Raw genomic sequence first — 22,148 nt, 5'->3', positions numbered from 1 at the left:
AGAAACCAATAGCTAAATTAGCGGGTTAAAACACTAAGGACGGCCGGTAGCAAAGGGTCGTCGGCTCAAACGATGCACATTTACGACGCAATTATTATCGGAGGCGGCCCTTGCGGCCTCGCAATGGGTATCGAGCTGGCCAAAAGCGGTCTCGATTACCTGATCCTCGAAAAGGGAAACCTTACCGAATCGATCCGCAGGTATCCACGGCGGATGAAGTTTTTTTCCACTGCCGAAAATATCGAAATAGGCGGTATACCGTTCGCGATTTCGGATGTAAAAGCCAACCGCAATGAGGCTTTGCAATATTACCGGAAGGTAGCAGGGTATTATCATTTGAATTTCAGGCTATTTGTAGATGTCGACCGGAGCGAGAAACAGGCCGACGGCACTTTTCTTACCTATTCGAATGATGGACAGGTGTTCCAGTCGAAAAATGTGATCCTGGCCACGGGTTATTTCGATGTGCCCCGTATGTTGAATGTACCGGGCGAGAACCTGCCACACGTTTCGCATTATTATGATGAGCCATTTAAATACTCCTATACCAATGTGGTGCTGGTGGGCGGTTCCAATTCGTCGGTCGAAGCAGCTTTGGAGCTGTATCGCCACGATGCAAAAGTGACGATCGTGCATAAGGAGGCCGACTTCCGCACAAAGGTCAAGTATTGGCTCGTGCCGGATGTGAAGAATAGAGTGAAGGAAGGGAAGATTCATACGCGTTTCAACTCGGTTACGCGTGCGATAGAGCCCGGACGTTTGCTGATCGAGCACGTTGAAACCGGAGAGCTGGAGTGGTTACCGGCCGATTTCGTATTCCTGTTGGTAGGTTACCTGCCCGACGAGCATTTGCTGGCCCGTTGCGGAGTCACCCTCGACCCTGTTACGAAGGTACCCGAGTATGATTCGGAAACCTTTGAAACGAATGTGCCGGGCCTTTACCTCTGCGGGACTGTGCTGGCTGGTGTTTTTACGGAAAAGGTCTTTATAGAGAACGGCCGTGAGCATGCGGCGGCTATTGCTGATCATTTGGCAGGCCGCGAAGTCCGGAAGGTTAATGAGTTGATTGATCGAATTTAAAACGCCCCGGCCGCTAATTATCCGTCTACCAAAATCAGCTTCTTCCTTTTCTTTTTAGAGGAAATTTTCTCGATTTTACCAATCAAACCATTTGCTCCGACGGCATAGCCTACGTTTCCTGCGAAGCTCAGTGCGTGGAAACCTTCGGTGCCGAGTGAAATCCAGCTTTTGCCACGGTCCAGTGAGACGCTGCTGCCGGAAGGGCCGGAGGCTACCAACGCGTAGTTGTCGGATCGGATCTGCGTGTCGCCGTTCCAGGTGGCGTTGGTTTTGTGATAAACGGCTGCGGATTCTTTGAGACCGGTGGGTTTTGTCATGCCGGATAATGTCCAGGTAATGCCGCCGTCATTGGTCAGCAACACGTTTTGTGTCGAGTCTGTTGTTTTTTTATAGTCTCCACCTACTGCAATACCATTCTTTTTAGACCAAAACCTTAATCCGAATATGCCGCTTGTCGGGCCGGCTGCCAGCGGCGTGGAGGAAACCTGCCAGCTCTGGCCATAATCTTCTGAACGGAATACCCGGGCCATCTTACTTCCGCCTGTTCCGATAAACACGGTTCCTTTGCCGTTAACAAGAATGGAGCTGCCGCTGGCGGCGAAACATGCTTCGCCGGGTTCGGCTGCCGGGCGCTTGTCGAATGGTAGTTCCTGCCAGGTGTTACCGCCATCATCAGTTGTCAAAATGAATAGTTTCCCCTGCGTCGGGTCGCCGAGGCAAATTCCCTTATTTTTATCCCAAAAGTCGATTCCATCCAGAAAAACCCCATTTTGTGTAGTTTGGTACACAAGCTTCCAGCTTTCTCCGCCGTCTTCGGTCTTGTAAATTTTAGCTTTATCCTTCTCAGATTCGCCTGCACTCATCGCGATCGCAACTTGTTTGTCGAATGCATGAATGTCGCGAAAATCGAGCGAATCGGCGCCGGCGACTTTGTAGGTTATCCATGTGTGGCCGCCGTTGGTCGTTTTCAAAACAGTGCCCCGTGTGCCGCCGATCCAGCAGATTGTTGGTGATACGGCATGTACTGCGCGCATATGGATCTTCGTTTTGATATCGATGACTTTCCATTGCGCCTGGCTTGCTGTCGCTGTCAGGAAAATCGTCAATAGCATTGTGACAGCAAAAAGGCCGTTCACGTAAAATCGGGGCGCTGGTTTGCGAAGTGGCACAGTATTTTATTATTTTTCAGTTCTAATGTTTTATCAACACAAAATAGGGAATTCATATGAACAAGAACCAAAAATTTTTGATTGGCTCGATCGGAGCATTGCTGACCGGCATTGCGATTGGCCTTTTGGTAGCTCCAAAAAATGGCAAAGAAACCCGCAAATTGATCAAAAATAAGGCGAACGACCTTGGTGGAAATGCGAAGGACACGTATGAAAAAAGCCTTGAAGAGCTTTCTCACCTGGCCGACAAGCTTAAAGACGGGTTCTTGAAGAATGTAAGTACTGCAAAAGATAAAGCTAACGGCCTGGCCGACAATGTGAGTGAAAAAGCTCGCAGCGTGGTCAACAATAATGTTTAGTAACTCCGATATTGACTACATTGAAAGGGTTGTTTCCGATAACGAAGCGACCCTTTTTGCTGCCTTTAATCAGGGTATTTTGGCTACAACTTCGCCGATTACCCGATTAATATCTTCCGTGAAATTCTTCGTTTTCTCAGGAATGATGCCGCTCGCACCCCCTTGCCACACCATCCTGTTGTTGGCAGCGTCCACCAGGTCGATCACGATCGTACCTTCGCGGTATTTGCCGGTCACTACTTCTTCACTTTTCCAGGAATAGCGTCGCTGGCCCATGTAACGCGGTAGCCCGTCGGTGCGGAAGTCCGTCTGTCGGGTTTGCAATTGTTCCCGTACATTCAATGCGATATTAATTTTTAGTCCTGGATCGCGTGCTTCGTCCAATCCCCGGGATTGCAGATTTTTAGCAATGGCTTCCCGGATGATATTCACATTCTTTTCGAAATTTTTAGAAACGGTGTCGCCGGTCGCTTCGATGTCATAGAAGCCGTAGGTCGCGTAGTCGGCAAGCTTGAAGGTGTTTTCTTTCTTGACTTTCAGGAGTTTGTAGGAAGAGCTGCACGCGGTAATCAAAAAGGTGGAGCACAAAAAGACCAGTGCCGGTAGATTTCTCATAACAGCGAATATTTAGGTTATATTATCCGATTACGCTTCCCAATTCCTTGGCGGCGGCCATACTAATGCCTTTGTAGAACATAAATTCGGTCATGACGGCATGTTGCTCCTCTTCCGTCTTCGCATGCACCGCCTGTTGCAGGCATACCTTCATTTTCTCTTCGATGAATGCCTTTTTCAGTCTTAGAATATTGTTAAATGCCGTTCTATCTAGTACGTCTGTCTCAAAAGGCACGTAGATCTCGTATTTTTCCTTCCAAAGTTCACTGAGCTCGTGTTTCTGTGTTAGCCATTCGATGGTGAGGTTCCTGATCTCCGCCTCGTGGTGTTGCAGGAAATAGTCGGTGGTGAGTACATGGTTTCTATTAAAATTCTCGCGGAATAAAGTCAGCAAATGACTGTACACCGGATCTTTCAACTCGATTCCTTCAATTTGTCCAAGCACATACTGGCATACAGTGATGGTCGGTTCGAGCTCACGCGCGCCGTGTACGACGAGCAGGCGCACGAACGCTTCTTCCTGATAATGCAGTTTGGTGCGCTGAAATGCTTCAACTTCTTCGGCAATGGACGGGCTGACATCCGGCTCACCGGCAAATGGCCCGAAGCCATCGCTGAACAACGCGTCCAGGTCATCCGGGCCTTCTGGTTGATGAAACTCCTGGCGGGGACCTTCCGGTGTTGCATTACTTTGCCGGGGTTGACGTTCTGTCGGTTTGGCGGTGTGCTGTTTCCGAAGCAGTTTGTTTCCCTCGGTGATCAGCATCTGCTCGTCCACCCGCAACATTTCCGATGTGCGGTGAAAAAATACCTGCCTTTTGATCGCGTCCGGTATTTTGACAATGCTATTGACGACCTCCTGGATCACCGCGGCCAACCGGAAAGGGTCATTTCCCGCATCCTGCAACAGGATTTCAGTTTTGAAAGTGATAAAATCTTTCGAAGCCTTTTTCAGGTGTGCTTTAAATGCTTCCGCACCAACCCTGCGTACATAGCTGTCGGGGTCCTCGTTATCCGGGAAAAGGACGACATTCACATTCAGCCCTTCTTCCAAAACAAGGTCCAAACCGCGCAGTGCCGCTTTGATACCCGCCATATCGCCATCGTAAAGAATGGTAATATTGGGTGTGAAACGGCCGATCAGCCGTATTTGCTCCACCGTTAGCGATGTTCCCGACGACGCAACGACATTCTCGATCCCGGCCTGATGCAGCGAAATAACATCCGTGTAGCCTTCTACCAGATAGCAATGTTCCAGGCTGCGGATGGCGTTCTTAGCCTGGAAAATACCATAAAGGACTTCACTTTTATGGTAAACTTCGGTTTCGGGCGAGTTGAGGTATTTGGGCTGATTTTTATCAGTCTTTAATATCCGCGCACCAAAAGCGATCGTTTTCCCGGCAATATTGTGGATCGGGAAGATCACCCGGCCCCGGAAACGGTCGTAGCCTGCGGTTTGGCTGCCCTCCTTATGAATGAGCAGGCCCGCTTTTTCCAGAATTTCGGCGGAATAGCCCTTTTCGAGTGCTTCTTTTGAAAACGAATCCCAATTATCCAGACTGTAACCCAACTCGAACTTCTTGCGGATTTCGTTTGTAAAGCCACGTTCGCGGAAATAGCTCAGACCTATCGCCTGGCCTTCTTCGCTGTTGTGGAGCTGGTGCTGGTAGAAATTTTTGGCATAATTGAGGATGATGTACAAACTTTCCCGCGCATTCTGCCGGATCGTCTCTTCATCTGTCAGCTCTTCTTCCTCAATTTCAATATTGTATTTGCCTGCCAGATACCGCAAAGCCTCGCCATAGCCAATCCCGTCGATATCCATCACAAACTTGATGGAATCACCCGCAGCCCCGCAACCGAAGCATTTATAGATTTGTCTTACGGGGTTGACGTTGAACGAAGGCGTTTTTTCGTTGTGAAACGGGCAGCAAGCCGAATAGTTGGCTCCTTTTTTCTTTAAGGACACAAAATCCCCTACAACCTCCACAATATCTGCGGCGTGTTTGATCCTCTCTACGGTTTCGGGGTTAATGCGCATAATTTTCTAATGTTTCAGTTCACGTGGTCGCGCAGCTTCACCGGATTTTTTGTCTTTTTATCCAGTTTCATGTTCAGCAGTTCCACCAGGAAAGAGAATGCCATCGCGAAATACGCATAGCCTTTCGGGATTTCATAGTGAAATGCTTCTGCTACGAGCAGCGTGCCAATCATCAACAAAAATGACAGCGCTAAAATTTTGATAGAAGGGTGATTATTTACAAAATCCCCGATTTTACCCGCAAATGCGATCATTATAAACGTGGACGCTATGACCGCTATGATCATGATCGGTACTTCTTTTACCAGACCGACGGCCGTAAGCACGGAGTCGAACGAGAAAATGATGTTCAGCAATGCGATCTGTACCAATGCGCTGCCGAATGTCAACGTTTTTTTGCCTGAAATGTCACCTGACGGCAGTTCTTCGGCCTCGCCTTCCAGTTTGTGGTGAATTTCTTTAGTGGTGCTGTAAAGCAGGAAGAGTCCGCCGCCCAGCAGAATGAGATCGCGGCCGCTGAAACCGTGGCCAAATAGGGTCAGAACATCCTCTTTAAGGCCGATCACCCACGAAATAGCAAAGAGGAGCGCGATTCGTAGCACCAGCGCGATGAGCAAGCCATTGTTTTGCGCTTTTTTCCTTTGATTAACAGGCAGTTTCCCGGAAACAATTGTGATGAAGATTACGTTGTCAATTCCAAGGACGACTTCCAGTAAGGTCAATGTAAGCAAACTGATAAGTGCGTCGGTGGTGAAAAGTGATTCCATGAATGAGTTGGTGAGCGTTAGTTGCACGAAAGTAATCAGGCAGAGTAGTTTGAGCAATAATTACGCCAATTTTCCGTAAATTTGAATAACAGCGCAATTCGATAAAAAGAATTTAGGGAAATGTCCACTATTTTCTGATTAGAATTTAGAAATTCGCATCCTAAAGTTTTTTTCTGATCACTTTAGTTTGTTATTTTGCGGTATTGAAATTCGATCTGAAATTTTATCCAAGCGATATATAGATATTAAAAATATAGTGTGTGTATAGTGTGAAACAGGGCATGGAAATTTTTCTATGCCTTTGTTTTTATAGGCTGATTATTAAATGATTAGCTATGCAGTCAAGCAATCTCCTGGTATAGTTTGATCAGTTCGCCCACCGCATCATATGTCGTGCCCGGCAGGGTGATCAATCGCCGCGCCTCTTCCAGTTTTTCCTTTAAATCAGCTTTCGAAAAATCTTGAAAAACGCTGCAAAATGGCGGCCGTTCCACGGCTGCGGAAGCCAGGACGGGGATTCCAAGCTCCCGTGCTTCGTGGATCGACAATGACCCACCATCGGTAGTAGTATTTCGGATGAATGCGTCGGAAAGTAAAAGAATACTTTTGAAATCGTGTAGCTGACTGATAAAAAGCAGGTTATCAGGAATGTGCCATGCGTGCTTTTCAATGTACAACCGGTAGTTGCCGGCCGGGTCGGAGACCAAAAGTTGATACTCCGGATAATCGGAGAACCGGGCGATCATCTCTGAAATCCCATAAGTTTCCTGACCATTCTTATCAAATGTCACATTCCACGCATTTGTGCAGAATGTCGCCTGGTAATCATTGCGGCGCGATGCTATTGCCGCCTGTAACCGGGCCGGGAGGGGAAGTATGTCCGCGTCGGGGATATAGGTTGAGATCTGGCGGGCGCGTGCGTTGCAGTTGAGCGCTTGCAGCAGGCTCGCCCGCTCCTGCACAATGGGTACGTGCGCGAGGTATGCGGATAACTTTACGGCCCAGTTCCCTAACGCGCCATACCTGCCCCAACGTCCGTGATAAGTAATGATGAGTTTCTTAAATGTAAGCCGGCAGAAAGCGGCAAACAGGGCCTGCGTACCCGGGTTTGAAAAGTGGATATGAATGGTGCGGTGGGTAGCTATCTTAAAAAGAATGCTGGCCAGAGAAGCTTTTCCAGGATCGCAAAAATCGAAGGGGAACCCGGTTCGTCGCAGATTTTGCATCAGCCTCCTCACATGCTCTGTCACTCCGCCGATCGGTGGTGGTGTTTGTCCGATAATCAGCAGTTTAGCCATGATGGAATGACGGGGAACTCTCACAAATGCTTTTTGAATAATAATACATGCAGAGCAGCAGGAGCGGTGCGATGCAATTGATCGTGAGACTTTTGGCCGGAATGATCACCCAAACGGACCCTACCGAATGCACAAATAGCAGGTACGCACACAATGCAGTGGGCAGAAGCCGGTATTGGCGTCCTGATACCTTCGTTTTCAACAAACAATATCCAAGTCCCAGGAAGAGTGCGTACAGATACAGCATTCCGACAAGCCCCTGCTCCGCGAGAATGGTAAAAAACATCGAGTGTGCCTCGCGATAGCCTGGGCCCAGCAGCTCAAAACTTCCTGTGCCATGGCCGTAAAGCGGACTTTCGAGAAACAGTTTGTACGCAAACCTGCGAATTTCTGCCCGCCCGCTGGCTTCCTGTAATTTTTGGAGGGCCGGCCCGGCTGCCTGGAAATCGGCGAAACGGAGTTGCCAGGAGTAGGCGAGCTCCGTATTGATGAGTTGGAGGAGGTCTTTGAAAGCCGCGCTGAGCAGAATGCCGATCGAACTAAACCATACGACTTGTTTTAAGTTGTTTATAATCAATAATGTAGAAAATAAGTAAGGTAATACAATAAAGACCGCACCGCGCGAAAAGGACAGCAACACCACGACAGCGAAAAGTAGCACCAGTAAAAGTGTCAATAGAAATGTATGTCTTGAACGCCTGGCATATCGCAATGCAAATGGCCAAAGGAGAATAAAGTAAGCCATTGTCACATTGGTGTCCGATATATTTCGGGTTACCAGCAGGTTGCTGGCACCCTTGTATTGTGCGCCGAAGAAGACGAGCCCGAATGTTCCAAACGCAAGCACGATGAACAGAAGGCAGAGGGATCGCTCTAAATCCGTTGAGAATGAGGGACGTTCAGAACACAGTCTTAAATAGCAAAAATACAAGGGAAGGGTGATGACTACCAAAACGAATGCCCCGGTAATGATTCCCGGCAGATTGGGCGAGATGATGATGGACAGAAAGTTAAGAGCTATCCATGATGCAACTACACCTTTTTGTGTGGCGGTAAGATTCGTTTTAAAACGAATCAGCGCAGATACAATGTGGAGATCGACAATTATAAAGGGTAGCAGCCGCCATGGAGAATTGGCGCCGGGCGGGAAATCGTACTTTTGAAGGAGGTGTAGAAATTGGGTCAGAATAGGGATACTGAGTACGTAAAAGAGTTTGTGCTCGGACGGAACAACCAGCGTAAGCACACAATAGGCATAGAAACCGAAAACGAGCACAGTTTGAATGGTACTTTCGCCGAAAATGAGCAACGAGCTGAACACGATCGTAGCGAACCACACCACGCAGACAGACAATGCAGCCATGCTGCCTGCCGCAAGGATCAGCCTAACCATTCCCTGATATATTGAACGGACAACAGGGCGGAATCGGGCGAGTATTGATTAGTGAAACACTTTACCGCTTTCCCGAGGTCAGTTGTCACGTAGCGACCGCCTAATATTTTATCCAGTTTTCCGAACAGCTCCCGGCGATCATAAACAATGTATTTCCTGTGGATTTTGTGAAGCGGTAACTGATGAGAATAGTCATAGAACCGCCTCACCGATCCGGCATAGTCCACACCCGGATGGGCATCGTAGGCAATGCTGATACATGGTTTGTTGCAGGCAGCGGCATCCAGGAACATTGTAGAAGCGACTTGTACGCAAACAGTGCAAGTCGTTAGCTGGAAATGCAACATTTCAAGAAAATCGGCGGGTGGCACCTTGCCTGTATTTTCACCGAAAGATTGAAAAACACGCAGATTTTTGACCGAACCGAAATGGTCGTATCGCCGAGGGTCATCTCGGGGGTGACACCTTACGAGGATCAGGACATCGGGCCGGCTTTGCGCATATTCTAAAAGGTCTTCAATGACATAATTTTGGCACGAGTGGTGTTTGACAGCGCCTGTCGGAAACAGGATAATGCGGGTATTCGCGTCGGTTCCGGGCACTCCGGCCGGGTTGGAACTTTCGTCGGCCGGGTTCCTGAAATATATATCGAACCTCGGAATACCGGCAATGCGAATCGCAGCAAGTTCTCCGAACATTGCATAAAACCGCTGGTACTCGAGCGCCATAGATGGATTCCAAACCAGCACCAGATCGGGCCTCGCATTCATCAATCCTTTTGAAGTAAAATTGTCCCAGCTGATGATGATTGAAATATTCGGTATTCCATGTATTTGAAGCGAATTAACGATTGCGTTCTCACGCAAATCGAATGGGGAAGTCGAGACCACCGCGAGAAAGTTGTGAGCTGCAAGCGGCACGTAGAGATCTGACAGCGTTGTGCGACGGATCAGCCAGTTTCTGATAAAAACCATCACCGAGGTACTCAGAAGGATGAGCGTAAGGCTTTTTTGTGATATCGAGAAAAGCCAATGAAAGACGCGGCCCCGTTGCATGACTTTAATGCGGATAGTTTCCAGGCCGAAGCAATAGCCGAAAAGTAGCGTCTCTACCGCTCTCAGCCATTTCTCAAACGTTGAAACTGAGGGTACCGGCGTTTTTAACAACTGCATGTTCAGTTGGAAATGTTTGTTGAAATGATCAACATCTGCTACCGTCAGCAGATCGGACATGACCGAGATCCTGTAACATTTCCCAAGCTGACCCATGAGGCCGGAATGAATGGTGTTGAGCACCGCGAATGGATTGGTAATTAATACGAGAATATGTTTTTGGTCTGATCTTTCCATTGATTAAGGAGTGTTTCTGCCCGCATCCAATCGGCAGGCGTGTCTATATTGATCTCAAACCGGTTATCGTTCAACCACCCGGCTATCTTCCCTCCGGTGATCTCGCCTGCGCGGATCAGTGAGGTGCGTGCGATGTAAATCTCTCCGTCCCGATGGTACGTAGCAGTCAGGTCCTGTCGCCGTGTTGGTCGATTTACATCCGGTACCACATGCTGTAATTTGTCGTTTTGCAGGGTATAAGACCAGAAAGGGTTATGCGGATCGGGAATCTTTCGAATGGTCATCAGACTGTCGGCCTTTTGCTGGACAACGTGACGGATGGTTTCGTCGATCATGCCAGGTTTGCGAAACGGGCAGGTAGGTTGGAGTAGCAGCACATAGTCAAAGCGATAGAGATTGCGTTCGGCACTGTTTAGTGCGTGTATGACCACTTCGATCATTGGCGTATGATCCGTCGCGAGATGCGCGGGACGCACAAACGGTGCCGTTATTCTGTCAAAACAGTTCACAAAGGCGGCGATTTCGGGGCAGTCCGTGGAAACGAGAATGGTATCCAGCAGCTCCGACTGCCGGGCCGACTCGATGGTGTATTGTATGAGCGGCATTCCGCCAAGCAGTTTCATGTTTTTGCCAGGAACTCCTTTCGACCCCTTTCGTGCAGGAATGAGGCCCAGGATTTTTGGAAATAGCGCTGTCATGCCGGGAGAAGGTGTTTTTTGAGAATCAATGGAACAGTCGCAAGTTGCTCGGCGATTCGTTCCCCGGCGTCACCACGCCCGTATAGCGTTACCTGCTGGTAATGTCCATGGGCGAGCTGGTGTTGGACGGCGGATGCAATTGCCTCAGTGTCCGGAAGGCAATCCAACACGTTCGGGCCTCGCTCCCGGCCGCGTTGCCTGCTTCCGATGTTCACTGCCGGAACGCCCAGCGCACTGCATTCGCGTATCCCTACGCTGGAATTGCCGACAAAGGCTGCACAATTCTTGAGCAGCTGAATGAAGTGGCTCGATTCCATATTCTTGAAAAAATGGAAGGGGAGATCCGGATGTTGCTCCCGGAAAGTACGAATGCCCTGGGCGGTGCCGGCCGTCCCGGGATCGGCATTGGGCCAGAACCAAATGCTGGGCATATCCAGGGCAGCAATGGCATGCAGAGTGTTGCCAATCTGCCATTTAGAATGTCCTGTTTCGGTCGTTACCGGGTGCTGCAATACCACCAGGTAGGGTGCGTTCAAGTCGGGCTGCGTGCCCACACCTCCGTAACTTTCGTAAGGGTTGAAATAGAAATCCTTGTGCCGGTACACCAAATCGATGGAGGGACACCCGGTGCAATGGACTTTCTGTCGCGAAAGGCCCATCCGCACTAATCTGTCCCGTGCGTTTTCGGTAGCTACAAAATGCAGGTCAGCAAGTTGCGAAATGCTGTTTCGGATACGGTCGTCGATATTGCCGGTGGTCTCTCCGCCCTGGACGTGAGCGAGTGGAATGTTCATATTCACCGCGGCAATGGCCGTCGCGATGGTTTCGTACCGGTCGGCAACGGTGACTACTAAATCAGGTCGACGGTTCGCGAAAAAAGTAGCGAGTTCGATCACAGCAAGACCGGTTGTTTTGGCTGAGGCTGTAGTGTTTTCGACGTCTAGCAGGTTTGGGATGATAGCGGAAACAGGCAAGTTTTCAGCTTCCAGGTGTGGAATGATATTTCCGAACCTTTCGACCAGTGCGCTGCCGGTTACGACAATCTGTAATGTGAGCCGTGGATGAGCCTGGATGGCCGTCAGCACGGTTTTGATCCGGCTGTAACTGGCCCGAGCAGTGATTACAACGCAGATTTTACGCATGGCTAAGGTGGTTTTCAGTGAGAAAATCCCATTGAGCAATATCTCTTGTCAGGCTCTTCCCCAGCACTTCCTGGTACCGCGCCGCCGGTACGCCAAAACCGGCCGGTTTTTTAGTTTCGAGATCGGCGTATTGGATCTGCTCGCCTTTCCGCAGATCGCGATTGACGGCTAGTGATTTACCGAAGAGACTTTTTAGTCGCGAAAAAGCCGCATTTGCATCTTTGTCAACAGGGAAATTGAGCGCCGTTTCGATCCTGCGAACGCCGGTGATCAAAGTATTCGCCTGCCGAAGGGTTAACGATGCGGAGGCGTCGGGGTTGCTCATCCTTTTGTCGAAAGTAATATGGAATTCCAGGATACGAGCGCCGAGAGATGCCGCTGCGAGGCAAGCGAAAATGTCGCCCGAGTGGTCCGAAAGGCCGACCGGGACCTGGTAGCGCTGGCTCATTTCATACAAAACATTCAGTCCCCATTGATGCGGTTTGGCAGGATAGGCGGTCGTGCATTGGAGTACGGAAACGGTCTGCCCCCGGGATTGGAGGAGGAAAACAGCCCGATCGAGTTCGGCCCAGGAGCTCATTCCCGACGATAGTAGAACCGGTTTCCCAGTGTCTGATATCTTGTCGAGCATGGGCAGGTTGTCCACTTCGCCGGACCCGATTTTAAATGCGGACACCCCGATTTCGTTGAGCAAATCGACTGCCGCCAGTGAAAATGGACTGGCAAGAAAGTCCAGCCCGGCTTTTTCGCAATGTTTTTTAAGCCCGCTCCATTCCTGTGCCGAAAACTCCATGCCTTTCCAGTACTCAAAGCGAGAACCATTCTGATAGGGTATTTTGACCCGGAAATCCTCGTAAATACTGCTTTCGGCATCGGCGATATGGACCTGAAACTTCGCAGCGTTGGCTCCTGCGTGTGCAAGCGCATCTACGTATGCATGCGCAAGACCAATGCTCCCCTCGTGGGCCTGCCCAATTTCCCCGATCATATAAATCTGCTGCTTCATAGGTGTGTTTGTTTATTGGTTAAATGAATATCAATAGTAGTTGTATTGGTACCGGTGTAAGTCTCGGGTGCCGTTGAGAACAACATATAAATCAGGTAGTTGTCGTTGCTCACACGCTTTCTGCATATTGGCGAGTTGGTGAATGAAAGTGAAATGCTGCCGGACGATAAACAAGGTCATGTCGGCATGTTGCCCCAGAAGGCGTGCATCGGCCACGAGACCGACGGGCGGGCTATCCAGCAGCACATAATCGTATTCTTTTTTAAGTGTGGAAACAAGCGCGGCCACTTTCGGCGAGAGCATCAATTCCCCTGAGCCCGGATGTAGTGCGCCGGCGGCGAGAAAATCAAAGGGATGCTCCGTACCACACCGTTGAACAAGCGGCTCGTTTCCAAGGGTAATGCATTCTGTAACGCCTTCGGGCCGTAGATCAAGGAGCTTGGCCAGCGTCGGTTTTCTGAGGTCGAAGTCGATGAGCAGCACCTTCCTGGTCGCAAGCGCGAATGAGCGTGCGAGGTATGTAGCGACGAATGATTTTCCCTCGTTGGCCATCGCGGAAGTGAGGAGTATCACCGTGCTTTGGTGCGCCCCGGTAATAAACTGGATATTTGTTCGCAACGAACGGAACTGTTCCGTCAACAGGCTGCGGTTATCAGCTTTGGTAAACAACGCAGACCGGCTTTGCTGGCCGATTTCTCCGATTATCGTGGTGTCGCATTGCTGTAATATATCCGCCTTCGATGAGATCTTGTTGTTGAAAATCTGCCGGACGTAGAGCATGCCGACCGGCGCCAGACTGCCTCCCAGGAAGGCCACCAGCATGGTAAGCTGGTAATTGGGATAAGCAGGCTCCGGGCTGACTTTAGGCGGATCGATAACTCTTGCATTGGCGATATTTGCCGAGCGGGAGATCGCGGTTTCCATGCGTTTTTTTAGCAAAAACAGATACAACTCCTGTTGAATGCCTTGCTCGCGGGACTGCGACAAAAATGCACGTTGATGTCCGGGCAATTGCGCAATTTCCGCATTGAAGCCCGCACCGTATTCGCGAGTCGCGGCAATGCTCAATGCCAGTTCCCGCTTTTGGTGCTGGATGGCGTCCAGGAGACCACTTCTGAGGGTGGCCATTGCATTTTCCAATGTTTTGACCTCGGGATGGTCGGACGTGAGCGACGTGAGGGCCTTTACGCGCGACAACTGCGCCTCATTGTATTTCCCGGCCAAATCGGCAAAGATATCGTCTTGAGGGTATAGCGCCGAGGGGATGGCCGTGGCGGGCTTCTCATGTAAATGCGTTTCCAGCAATTGAATGATTTTTAAATGGATCGTCAGCTCCTTTTCCTTCGCCGCATTGATGGCGAGCTTTTGAAGTGCCTGACGACTGTCTTCCGCGAGGTCGATGACTTGGTGGCGCTTACGGAAATGTTCGATGTCTCTTTCAACCCCGGTTAGTTCGGAGGAAACGCGCGTCAGGTTTGCATTGATAAAGTCGATCGTGTTATCCGCTATTTTGTTCTTTTCTTTGATGCTTGCCGCCTGATACCGGGCAATCAGCTGCTTCAAAATAGCTTCGCCTTTCCGCGGCAAGATCTCCCGTATGGAAAGATTGACCAGGCATGCAGTTTTGTTCGGGGCCTGAATGTTCAGAACACGCGCGTAATGGGCGAGGACTGTCTCGCTTCGGGATATTTCGAAGGAATACTGATTCTCGGAGGCGGGTTTAAAATGGGTGGTGTCAATTACTGTAAAGCCATTCGGCAGGCTTAATTTTTGGCCAAATATGCCTTTGTATTCGCCATCAGGAGTTTGGAGCGTAAATGAAGTGCCATCTACGCGACCAATGCGGTAGATCCCGGGTTTCGCAGGTCGACGCTCGGGAAACCGGACTTTGTATGGTGTCTTTTCGTAAAGTTCGGCCGTTTTAAGGTGACCCGAAGCGAAGTATTGAGTGGTTAAACTCAGGTCCTCAATCACCTGGCTGAGTAACGTGCGGCTTTTGAGTATTTCAATTTCGTTTTCCACGCTGCTGGTAACGTCAGGAAGCCCGAGTTCTTTCAGCAGTGCGGTTTCACGAAAATCACTTCCTCTCGAATCGTCACGGACTAGAAGAGAGGCCGTAACGTCGTAATATGGCGTTTTGTATCGCAGAAACGCCAACCCCAGGAGCATTGACAGGCAAGGGGAAATCAAAAACCAGTACCATCGGAACCGGATGGCTTTCCAAAACGGGTTGTCGGCCCAGTCTTGAAATGATGTGAAGTTCGCTATCGGAGGTTTGGGTGCCAGCATTGCCTACACGTTTTAGGTGATAGCATTTAGACGCTGACATGTAATTTTGGTAACGCGACTTCTACAATTTTTTTTTCAAAATATTCTTAGAAAACAAAAAAACCTGTCTCAATACGTTGAAACAGGTTTTTGTAAGAAAAAATATTTTTCAGGAATCGAAATGTACTTTCACTTTTTTGAGTGCCGACGCTACGACCTGGTGCATATCATAGTAGCGGTATTCAGCCAGCCTTCCTCCGAAAATAACGTTCGGTTCATGGGCCGCAAGCGCCTTGTATTGATTAAACACGGCGGTATTTTTATCGTCATTCACGGGGTAGTAAGGCTCGGCTCCCTTCACCCATTCCTGCGGGTACTCGTGTGTGATCACGGTTTTCGGCTGGGTGCCAAACTCGAAATGCTTATGCTCAATTATGCGTGTAAAAGGCGTTTCTCCGTCGGTATAGTTCACTACCGCATTTCCCTGATAGTTTTCCTGATCTAGCAACTGGTTGTCGAAGCGCAGGCTGCGGTATTCGAGCTGGCCGAAGCGAAAATCGAAATATTCGTCGATGGGACCGGTATAAACGACTGTTTCAGCGAGGGCAGCAAGTGTTTCTCTTTCTTTGAAGAAATCTATGCCCAGGCGCACGTCTACGTCTTTCAGGAGTGCTTCCGTCAGTTTATTGTAACCTCCGATCGGGATGCCCTGGTAGCGGTCGTTAAAGTAATTATTGTCGAATGTGAACCTTACGGGAAGCCGTTTGATAATAAACGCTGGCAGTTCGGTAGCTTTTCTTCCCCACTGTTTCTCGGTGTATGCCTTGATCAGCTTCTCATAAATGTCGGTTCCTACCAGTGAGATAGCCTGTTCTTCGAGGTTTTGCGGATCTTTAATTCCCGCTTCTTCAACCTGCTGGCGGATTTTTTCCTTAGCTTCCTCGGGCGTACGTACCCTCCACAACTGGTAGAAGGTATTCATATTAAAAGGGAGGTTATACAGCTCTCCGTTGTAATTGGCCACGGGGGAGTTGGTATACCTGTTAAATTCTACAAATGAGTTTACGTAATCCCAGATGTCCTTGTCGTTGGTGTGAAATATATGAGCGCCGTATTTATGGACGTTGATACCCTCGACATTTTCGCAATATACATTACCGCCGATATGGTCGCGGCGATCGATTACAAGACATTTCTTTCCGCGTTTGGTCGCCTCATGGGCAAATACCGATCCCCACAAACCCGCACCTACTACCAGATAGTCATATTGTTTCATTAATTCCTGTTGTGTTGTTATGATGTGGCTAATTGACTTCTATAATCAGCGTGTGAATATATTAAAAAGAGAAAGGCTCCCGACGGGAGCCTTTCTCTTTAAGTCGTTTCTTCAATTATTAGGGAAGAAGTTTCAATTCTACGCGACGGTTTCTCTGCAAACCTGGGCGGGTTGCGCTGTCGGCGATAGGCTTGAACGATCCGAAGTAGTCCACGATCACTTTGCTTGGGTCTTGCAGCCCAGCTTCGTTGACCAAGAAGTTTTTCACTGCATCTACGCGGCGTTTCGAAAGCGCGATGTTGTAACGGTCAGATGCACGACGGTCTGTGTGACCAGCCAATTGCAAGCGGCATCCGTTTTTATTCATCAATGCTGCTACGTTTTTCAGCAATTCCTGGAATTCAGGTTTCAATACGTTTTTGTCGGTATCGAATGTTACGTTAGCAAAGATTTCGGAGCATGCTGCACCTGTTGCCAATGCGTTTTTCACGTAAGAATCGAAGTCGAGTACGCGACCGGCACCATCAACAATGCTTCCTGCTGGTGAGTTTGGCTCTTTATCGAAGAAGTCGGATACACCGTCACCGTCGGTATCAAGCAACAAACGTGGGTCGATATCTTTTGGACGGTTTGCTTTTGCAACAGAGTCCATTTCTTCCAGTGTAAGGATTTTCGGTGGTTTAACCAGTACACGCGGATCTGTGTAACGTAGGTGGTAGTAACCGCCTTCGTCTGGTTTGTAATCCCATTTGCCATCCACTTTCGCAACTTTCAAAGGCTTTTTGCCCAACTTGTAAGTTACCTGGATTGCACCGTATCCGTAGCTGTCAAGTTCAGAATTTCCTTTGTGAGAAGTTTTCTGATCTTTAATGTTGAAACTGTTTGGCGTTCTGTCATAGTCACCACCGTAAGTAGCGTCCAGGTAGTCAGAGTTGGTGTGAGTCAAACGGAAGTCAACACCGATGTCGATTCTTGGCGTTACTTCGTAGTTCACGTTCAAACCAGTCGGAACGATCCAGTCGTTCATATTCCCGGTTTCACGAAGTTTCACACCGCCTGTCAGGTCATATGCCGTAGCATCGTAAAACACCTGACCGATACCTGCATACGCATCGATCTTCCAGCGCTTCATTTTGTTGGGACCCATCAGGAGTCCTTTCAGGTTAACAGTTCCTGAAAGCGAAACATCGAAGTAATTGCCTTCAAAATAGCGGTTATAATTACGACGTTTCATACCTCTAAGGTTACCCAAAGATGCGTCCAGACGAGCGCCGAACAGGTACGAAAGTTGTTTGTTCAGTGTGAGGCCTCCTTGAAAAGTTCCGGATTCCTTGTGGCTGTCAGAATTTGTCTTGGTAACAGGCCAGAAGTCATATTCTCTTAAATCACCAAAAAAGAGCGTCGGGCCAAAGTGTGCGGAAATTGACCAGGTGTTCAATTTGTAGGGGCCATCGTACGTCGCTTTTGGATTGTAATCCGGAGAATTCGGTTGCACCAGCGGCTGTGCGAATGAAGGCAGCGCCATCATTGCTCCCAAGGCAAACGAACCAATCAACTGGGATACTTTTTTCATACTATTCAAGTTAGCGTTATTAAGATTAACTAGGATTGATCTATATCCAATTTTATGAGTAAAGTTATATATTGTTTTCACGGCTAATCGTAACATTAACCAAATGCCTAGTGCGCACAAAAATAGGTTATCAATATCACTTAATCAACCGCAAGTTGATACAAATGGAAAAGTTTCCTGATATTTAATTCAAATTTTACCCGAAAGAAACCTCCTTTTTTGAACTTTCAAAGCCGTTGATTCAATTTTTTTTCCATTTCGCGCTTCCATGAAGCGAAACTTCCATCGATAATTTTCTCTCTCGCACTGTTAACCAGCCACAAATAGAATGTCAGGTTATGAATGCTTGCAATCTGCGCGCCGAGCATTTCCCCCGACTTCACCAGGTGCCTCAGATACGCCTTACTGTAAAATGTACTAACGTGCCCTCCAAGGCCCGAGTCTATCGGTGACATATCATCCTTCCACTTTTCGTTGCGGATGTTGATAATCCCCTCGGTTGTAAAAATCATGCCATTGCGTGCATTGCGGGTAGGCATTACGCAATCGAACATATCTACTCCCAGCGAAATGCATTCCAGAATGTTGGCAGGCGTACCCACGCCCATGAGGTAGCGTGGCTTATCCTTCGGCAGGATATCGCAAACCACCTCTGTAAGTTCGTACATGATCTCGGCAGGTTCACCTACCGAAAGACCGCCTATCGCATTGCCTTCGCGCCCTGCGGAGGCAATAAACTCGGCCGATTGCTTGCGGAGGTCTTTGTAAACACTTCCCTGAACGATAGGGAATAACGTCTGACCGTGACCGTACTTCGCTTCGGTGCTGTCGAAGCGGTTGCAACAGCGGGTGAGCCAGCGGTGTGTCATCTCCATCGACTTCCTGGCATACGTAAAATCGCACGGGTAAGGCGTACATTCGTCAAACGCCATTATGATATCGGCGCCGATTGCTCGCTGGATGTCCATGACGTTCTCGGGCGTGAATGTGTGTACGCTACCGTCAATGTGTGACTTAAATACCACACCTTCTTCATTTATCTTACGGCCGGTTCCAGCCAGCGAATACACCTGATAGCCTCCGCTATCGGTAAGTATAGGCCTGTCCCAGCCATTGAATGCATGGAGTCCGCCGGCCTTTTCGAGAATGTCGAGCCCAGGGCGGAGATACAGGTGATAGGTGTTACCTAATATGATTTGTGCTTTGACATCTTCCTTCAATTCGCGCTGGTGGACGGCCTTCACAGTCCCCGCTGTACCCACAGGCATGAAGATGGGCGTTTGGATTACCCCATGATCCGTCTCAACTAATCCGGCCCTTGCTTTAGAATGGGGATCCTCAACTTGTAATGTAAACTTCATTAAAAGGTTTTAAATTGCTGGTGTGCAAAAATAGGGGGAACGTCTCTAACATTCCTGTCAATGACAGTATATTTGCATGAATATGGAAAAATTTTACATCTCTCTTCTATTGTGGCCGATTCTTTACTCTATGCGCTAGGGGCGTTCGTAGCTGTTCAGGTATTCTATTATCTCTTCTTCTTTACACGACTGGCATTTTACGGAAAAGGGGCAAATTATGGCAATGCTATGCCCGGTGTAACCGTATTGGTGTGTGCCTGGAACGAAAGAGAGAACCTGACGGAGCTCATTCCACTGCTGGACGCCCAGGAGTATCCCGAATATGAGGTGATCCTGCTCGACGATCGGTCCGACGACGGGAGTGAAGAATATATCCGCGAGAATATCAACAGCTGGAAGCATATCCGCTATATCCGTATCAACGATCAGTTCAACCACGTCACGCCCAAGAAATACGCATTGACGGTTGGAATGAAGCAGGCTAAATATCCCATCGCGTTGATGACCGATGCCGATTGTCGGCCGGCTTCGAACCACTGGATAACTGCCATGACCTCCCGGGTAACCGAGGACAGGGATATTGTACTGGGATTTTCACCCTATTTTAAACAAAAGGGCTTACTCAACTGGTTTGTTCGCTGCGAAACCTTCTACGCCGCTGTTCAATACCTGTCTTTCACACTGGCTGGAATGACTTACATGGGCGTCGGTCGTAACATATTATATAAGCGCTCTGTATTTTTTGCCAATAAGGGCTTTTATACGCACAAACACGTTTTCGGCGGCGACGACGATATTTTCCTGAATGAAGTAGCAACCAGCTCCAATACGACCATTTCCATCGAGGAAGATTCCTTCGTTTATTCGGTTCCCAAGACCAACTGGAAAGACTGGTTCCGCCAGAAGCGCAGACACATTTCTGTAAGCCGGTATTACAAGCCGCGGAATAAGATATTGCTGGGGATGCTTTCCGCAGCACACATCGGCACCTGGTTTGTCGGGTTAGTGACATTGGTCTGGGGGCTAATCGTGAAGGACATGCTGCTGCTGCAATATCTCGGTGTCGTTTTTGGCACCCGGTGGGCCATTCAATGGTTTCTCCTTATCATTATTAATATAAAGCTGGACAAAACCGTGGAGTGGTTCAGCTTTTTACTGATGGACTTCGCACTTTTTGTTTATTACCTCGTTTTCGGGTTTTTGACCATGACGAGCAGAAAACCCCGTAAATCATGGAATTGATTGATAAATACTTCCCGGACCTGACCGCTGTCCAGCGCGAGAAGTTCGGACAAATGGGCGAATTGTACGAGTACTGGAATGCCCGCGTGAATGTGATATCGCGCCAGGATATCGACACCCTGTATGAACGCCACATCCTGCATTCGCTGGGCATTGCGAAGGTACAGGAGTTTAAGCCCGGCACCAACTTGCTCGATGTAGGCACCGGCGGTGGCTTTCCCGGCATTCCGCTGGCCATTATGTTCCCTGAGGCGCAGTTTCATCTGGTCGATAGCATTGGTAAGAAGATCCGCGTCGTGCAGGAAATTGTGGATGCATTGAAACTTGAGAATGTGCGTGCGGAGCAGGTGCGGGCCGAGAGGCTGGAAGACAGCTATGAATTTGTAGTGAGCCGCGCCGTAACCCGGATGGCGCCGTTTGTGGGCTGGGTCAAAAAGAATATCAGCCGTAACTCGTTCCACGAGCGCAGGAACGGTATTTTATATCTAAAAGGTGGCGACCTCGCCGAAGAGCTCTCCGAGATCAGGGAAAAGGCTCAGATTTATGAGCTTTCGAGCTTTTTCGGGGAAGAATTCTTTGAAACTAAGAAAGTCGTATATGTACCTTTGTAAGCATTCATTTAATAACCTATTCAAAATATGAACGAGCGATTCAGCGCCAGTGGGCTCATGAACCCGTTTTTTCCCGATGAAGTAACTTTCGGAGAAAAAGGCGTGACTTTTAAAGTCAGGAAACTTTTCAAGAGCAACGATAACTTTGTTTTTTATTCCGACATCTCGGGTGTAGAAATCGAGAGTGGCGTATTCTTTTCGACGATCCGGGTCATTCCGCGGATGCGTCCTGAAATTATTATCAACAATTTTACGAAAGGAGATGCCAAGAAAGTCAAGGAGTTAATCCTTGCGAAAGTGCAAGCCTAATAAATTTTTAGAGTTTAGACTTGCGCTGTATAAGTTGAATTACTAGATTTGCACCACAATTCGAGTACAACAACCGGATAATGATTCCCGAATAGCTCAGCCGGTTAGAGCATCTGACTGTTAATCAGAGGGTCGCTGGTTCGAGCCCAGCTTCGGGAGCAACAAATAAAGCGCCTGGCAATTCATTGCTGGGCGCTTTTCTCTTTAGATACAGTGTGAGCTGTAAAAGTCTGTTGAGCCTGAAGCCGTAAGGTAGGGCAAGTTGGACGGGCGACGAAGTAGGAAAGGCAGGGCTTAAAAAATTTAAAAAATATTTTACCCAACGCTTGCAACTTAAAAATAAGCTTCCTACTTTTGCAACCCCAATCAGGAAACGGTAGCGAAAACGATCGGTACCACTAGTTCTGAGAAGATTCAGAGCAAAGTTCTTTGACATGATGAAGAGAGCAATAAGATAGGTTCGTTAGAAACATTGGTCGGTTTCTTCGGAGACCAGACTGCAACAAAATTTACAATGGAGAGTTTGATCCTGGCTCAGGATGAACGCTAGCGGCAGGCTTAATACATGCAAGGCGAAGGGGCAGCAATGTC

At 48.7% G+C, this 22,148-nt stretch carries 19 protein-coding genes, 1 tRNA gene and 1 rRNA gene; 7 read left to right on the top strand and 14 right to left on the bottom strand.

Features of this window, described 5'->3' with window-relative positions:
* Window positions 1–72: 72 nt before the first annotated feature.
* Window positions 73–1,080 (top strand): YpdA family putative bacillithiol disulfide reductase, encoded by a 1,008-nt coding sequence (locus ACTJJJ_RS26100; protein WP_440703501.1) that lies wholly within the window; start codon window positions 73–75, stop codon window positions 1,078–1,080.
* A 17-nt stretch (window positions 1,081–1,097) separates the two neighbouring features.
* On the opposite strand, the gene ACTJJJ_RS26095 is transcribed toward ACTJJJ_RS26100, so the two are convergent.
* The gene (locus ACTJJJ_RS26095; protein ID WP_440703500.1) at window positions 1,098–2,192 is read right to left on the bottom strand and encodes a WD40/YVTN/BNR-like repeat-containing protein; all 1,095 of its coding nucleotides are present in this window, start codon (window positions 2,190–2,192) and stop codon (window positions 1,098–1,100) included.
* A 113-nt stretch (window positions 2,193–2,305) separates the two neighbouring features.
* On the opposite strand from ACTJJJ_RS26095, the gene ACTJJJ_RS26090 reads away from it, so the two are divergent.
* The gene (locus ACTJJJ_RS26090) at window positions 2,306–2,608 is read left to right on the top strand and encodes a YtxH domain-containing protein (protein ID WP_188938424.1); all 303 of its coding nucleotides are present in this window, start codon (window positions 2,306–2,308) and stop codon (window positions 2,606–2,608) included.
* A 69-nt stretch (window positions 2,609–2,677) separates the two neighbouring features.
* Here the strand turns inward: ACTJJJ_RS26090 and ACTJJJ_RS26085 are convergent, their stop codons facing one another.
* From ACTJJJ_RS26085 to tgt, 13 genes are all read right to left on the bottom strand, one after another.
* On the bottom strand, window positions 2,678–3,223 hold the full coding sequence (locus tag ACTJJJ_RS26085; protein WP_188938423.1) for a DUF4136 domain-containing protein: 546 nt from the start codon (window positions 3,221–3,223) through the stop codon (window positions 2,678–2,680).
* Window positions 3,224–3,245: 22 nt separating this feature from the next.
* Complete coding sequence (gene dnaG / locus ACTJJJ_RS26080; protein WP_426292202.1) at window positions 3,246–5,264, bottom strand: DNA primase; 2,019 nt, start codon at window positions 5,262–5,264, stop codon at window positions 3,246–3,248.
* Window positions 5,265–5,278: 14 nt separating this feature from the next.
* Complete coding sequence (locus tag ACTJJJ_RS26075; RefSeq protein WP_188938421.1) at window positions 5,279–6,031, bottom strand: TerC family protein; 753 nt, start codon at window positions 6,029–6,031, stop codon at window positions 5,279–5,281.
* A 341-nt stretch (window positions 6,032–6,372) separates the two neighbouring features.
* Window positions 6,373–7,329: a hypothetical protein gene (locus ACTJJJ_RS26070; RefSeq protein ID WP_440703499.1), complete on the bottom strand. Its 957-nt coding sequence runs from the start codon at window positions 7,327–7,329 to the stop codon at window positions 6,373–6,375.
* Complete coding sequence (locus ACTJJJ_RS26065) at window positions 7,322–8,722, bottom strand: O-antigen ligase family protein (RefSeq protein WP_440703498.1); 1,401 nt, start codon at window positions 8,720–8,722, stop codon at window positions 7,322–7,324. The genes ACTJJJ_RS26070 and ACTJJJ_RS26065 overlap by 8 nt, the downstream gene beginning before the upstream one ends.
* A complete protein-coding gene (locus ACTJJJ_RS26060) occupies window positions 8,710–10,071 on the bottom strand; it encodes a hypothetical protein (RefSeq protein WP_440703497.1) in 1,362 nt (453 codons plus the stop codon). The genes ACTJJJ_RS26065 and ACTJJJ_RS26060 overlap by 13 nt, the downstream gene beginning before the upstream one ends.
* The gene (locus ACTJJJ_RS26055) at window positions 10,035–10,769 is read right to left on the bottom strand and encodes an acylneuraminate cytidylyltransferase family protein (RefSeq protein ID WP_440703496.1); all 735 of its coding nucleotides are present in this window, start codon (window positions 10,767–10,769) and stop codon (window positions 10,035–10,037) included. Before ACTJJJ_RS26055 ends, ACTJJJ_RS26060 begins: the two co-directional genes overlap by 37 nt.
* A complete protein-coding gene (gene neuC / locus ACTJJJ_RS26050; RefSeq protein WP_440703495.1) occupies window positions 10,766–11,911 on the bottom strand; it encodes a UDP-N-acetylglucosamine 2-epimerase in 1,146 nt (381 codons plus the stop codon). The genes ACTJJJ_RS26055 and neuC overlap by 4 nt, the downstream gene beginning before the upstream one ends.
* A complete protein-coding gene (locus ACTJJJ_RS26045; protein WP_440703494.1) occupies window positions 11,904–12,917 on the bottom strand; it encodes an N-acetylneuraminate synthase family protein in 1,014 nt (337 codons plus the stop codon). Before ACTJJJ_RS26045 ends, neuC begins: the two co-directional genes overlap by 8 nt.
* 30 nt (window positions 12,918–12,947) lie before the next feature.
* Complete coding sequence (locus tag ACTJJJ_RS26040; RefSeq protein ID WP_440703493.1) at window positions 12,948–15,206, bottom strand: GumC family protein; 2,259 nt, start codon at window positions 15,204–15,206, stop codon at window positions 12,948–12,950.
* 148 nt (window positions 15,207–15,354) lie between these two features.
* The gene (glf, locus tag ACTJJJ_RS26035; RefSeq protein WP_440703492.1) at window positions 15,355–16,461 is read right to left on the bottom strand and encodes a UDP-galactopyranose mutase; all 1,107 of its coding nucleotides are present in this window, start codon (window positions 16,459–16,461) and stop codon (window positions 15,355–15,357) included.
* 118 nt (window positions 16,462–16,579) lie between these two features.
* The gene (locus ACTJJJ_RS26030) at window positions 16,580–18,034 is read right to left on the bottom strand and encodes an OmpA family protein (protein WP_188938412.1); all 1,455 of its coding nucleotides are present in this window, start codon (window positions 18,032–18,034) and stop codon (window positions 16,580–16,582) included.
* A gap of 227 nt (window positions 18,035–18,261) precedes the next feature.
* On the bottom strand, window positions 18,262–19,395 hold the full coding sequence (tgt, locus tag ACTJJJ_RS26025; protein ID WP_188938411.1) for a tRNA guanosine(34) transglycosylase Tgt: 1,134 nt from the start codon (window positions 19,393–19,395) through the stop codon (window positions 18,262–18,264).
* Window positions 19,396–19,455: 60 nt separating this feature from the next.
* Between tgt and ACTJJJ_RS26020 the strand changes: the two genes are divergently transcribed.
* The 5 genes from ACTJJJ_RS26020 to ACTJJJ_RS26000 all read left to right on the top strand — a co-directional run.
* On the top strand, window positions 19,456–20,637 hold the full coding sequence (locus tag ACTJJJ_RS26020) for a glycosyltransferase (protein WP_440703491.1): 1,182 nt from the start codon (window positions 19,456–19,458) through the stop codon (window positions 20,635–20,637).
* Entirely contained in the window at window positions 20,628–21,248 is a 621-nt protein-coding gene (gene rsmG / locus ACTJJJ_RS26015) for a 16S rRNA (guanine(527)-N(7))-methyltransferase RsmG (protein ID WP_440703490.1), read from the top strand. Before ACTJJJ_RS26020 ends, rsmG begins: the two co-directional genes overlap by 10 nt.
* Before the next feature lie 27 nt (window positions 21,249–21,275).
* On the top strand, window positions 21,276–21,557 hold the full coding sequence (locus ACTJJJ_RS26010) for a hypothetical protein (RefSeq protein WP_188938409.1): 282 nt from the start codon (window positions 21,276–21,278) through the stop codon (window positions 21,555–21,557).
* An 85-nt stretch (window positions 21,558–21,642) separates the two neighbouring features.
* Window positions 21,643–21,716: transfer RNA gene (locus ACTJJJ_RS26005), tRNA-Asn, on the top strand.
* Between the two features lie 352 nt (window positions 21,717–22,068).
* Window positions 22,069–22,148: ribosomal RNA gene (locus tag ACTJJJ_RS26000) — 16S ribosomal RNA — on the top strand; the annotation flags it as partial.

This window comes from Dyadobacter sp. 22481 (assembly GCF_052044875.1).
Classification (GTDB): domain Bacteria; phylum Bacteroidota; class Bacteroidia; order Cytophagales; family Spirosomataceae; genus Dyadobacter; species Dyadobacter endophyticus.
The sequence above is the reverse complement of the archived record's forward strand: the minus strand, read 5'-3'. Positions and strand labels throughout refer to the sequence as shown.

Excerpts from the sequence above, each read along its gene's own strand:
- ACTJJJ_RS26100 (WP_440703501.1), top strand. The coding sequence starts at position 73 with ATGCACATTTACGACGCAATTATTATCGGAGGCGGCCCTTGCGGCCTC.
- ACTJJJ_RS26095 (WP_440703500.1), bottom strand. The coding sequence starts at position 2,192 with ATGCTATTGACGATTTTCCTGACAGCGACAGCAAGCCAGGCGCAATGG.
- ACTJJJ_RS26090 (WP_188938424.1), top strand. The coding sequence starts at position 2,306 with ATGAACAAGAACCAAAAATTTTTGATTGGCTCGATCGGAGCATTGCTG.
- ACTJJJ_RS26085 (WP_188938423.1), bottom strand. The coding sequence starts at position 3,223 with ATGAGAAATCTACCGGCACTGGTCTTTTTGTGCTCCACCTTTTTGATT.
- dnaG (WP_426292202.1), bottom strand. The coding sequence starts at position 5,264 with ATGCGCATTAACCCCGAAACCGTAGAGAGGATCAAACACGCCGCAGAT.
- ACTJJJ_RS26075 (WP_188938421.1), bottom strand. The coding sequence starts at position 6,031 with ATGGAATCACTTTTCACCACCGACGCACTTATCAGTTTGCTTACATTG.
- ACTJJJ_RS26070 (WP_440703499.1), bottom strand. The coding sequence starts at position 7,329 with ATGGCTAAACTGCTGATTATCGGACAAACACCACCACCGATCGGCGGA.
- ACTJJJ_RS26065 (WP_440703498.1), bottom strand. The coding sequence starts at position 8,722 with ATGGTTAGGCTGATCCTTGCGGCAGGCAGCATGGCTGCATTGTCTGTC.
- ACTJJJ_RS26060 (WP_440703497.1), bottom strand. The coding sequence starts at position 10,071 with ATGGAAAGATCAGACCAAAAACATATTCTCGTATTAATTACCAATCCA.
- ACTJJJ_RS26055 (WP_440703496.1), bottom strand. The coding sequence starts at position 10,769 with ATGACAGCGCTATTTCCAAAAATCCTGGGCCTCATTCCTGCACGAAAG.
- neuC (WP_440703495.1), bottom strand. The coding sequence starts at position 11,911 with ATGCGTAAAATCTGCGTTGTAATCACTGCTCGGGCCAGTTACAGCCGG.
- ACTJJJ_RS26045 (WP_440703494.1), bottom strand. The coding sequence starts at position 12,917 with ATGAAGCAGCAGATTTATATGATCGGGGAAATTGGGCAGGCCCACGAG.
- ACTJJJ_RS26040 (WP_440703493.1), bottom strand. The coding sequence starts at position 15,206 with ATGCTGGCACCCAAACCTCCGATAGCGAACTTCACATCATTTCAAGAC.
- glf (WP_440703492.1), bottom strand. The coding sequence starts at position 16,461 with ATGAAACAATATGACTATCTGGTAGTAGGTGCGGGTTTGTGGGGATCG.
- ACTJJJ_RS26030 (WP_188938412.1), bottom strand. The coding sequence starts at position 18,034 with ATGAAAAAAGTATCCCAGTTGATTGGTTCGTTTGCCTTGGGAGCAATG.
- tgt (WP_188938411.1), bottom strand. The coding sequence starts at position 19,395 with ATGAAGTTTACATTACAAGTTGAGGATCCCCATTCTAAAGCAAGGGCC.
- ACTJJJ_RS26020 (WP_440703491.1), top strand. The coding sequence starts at position 19,456 with ATGACAGTATATTTGCATGAATATGGAAAAATTTTACATCTCTCTTCT.
- rsmG (WP_440703490.1), top strand. The coding sequence starts at position 20,628 with ATGGAATTGATTGATAAATACTTCCCGGACCTGACCGCTGTCCAGCGC.
- ACTJJJ_RS26010 (WP_188938409.1), top strand. The coding sequence starts at position 21,276 with ATGAACGAGCGATTCAGCGCCAGTGGGCTCATGAACCCGTTTTTTCCC.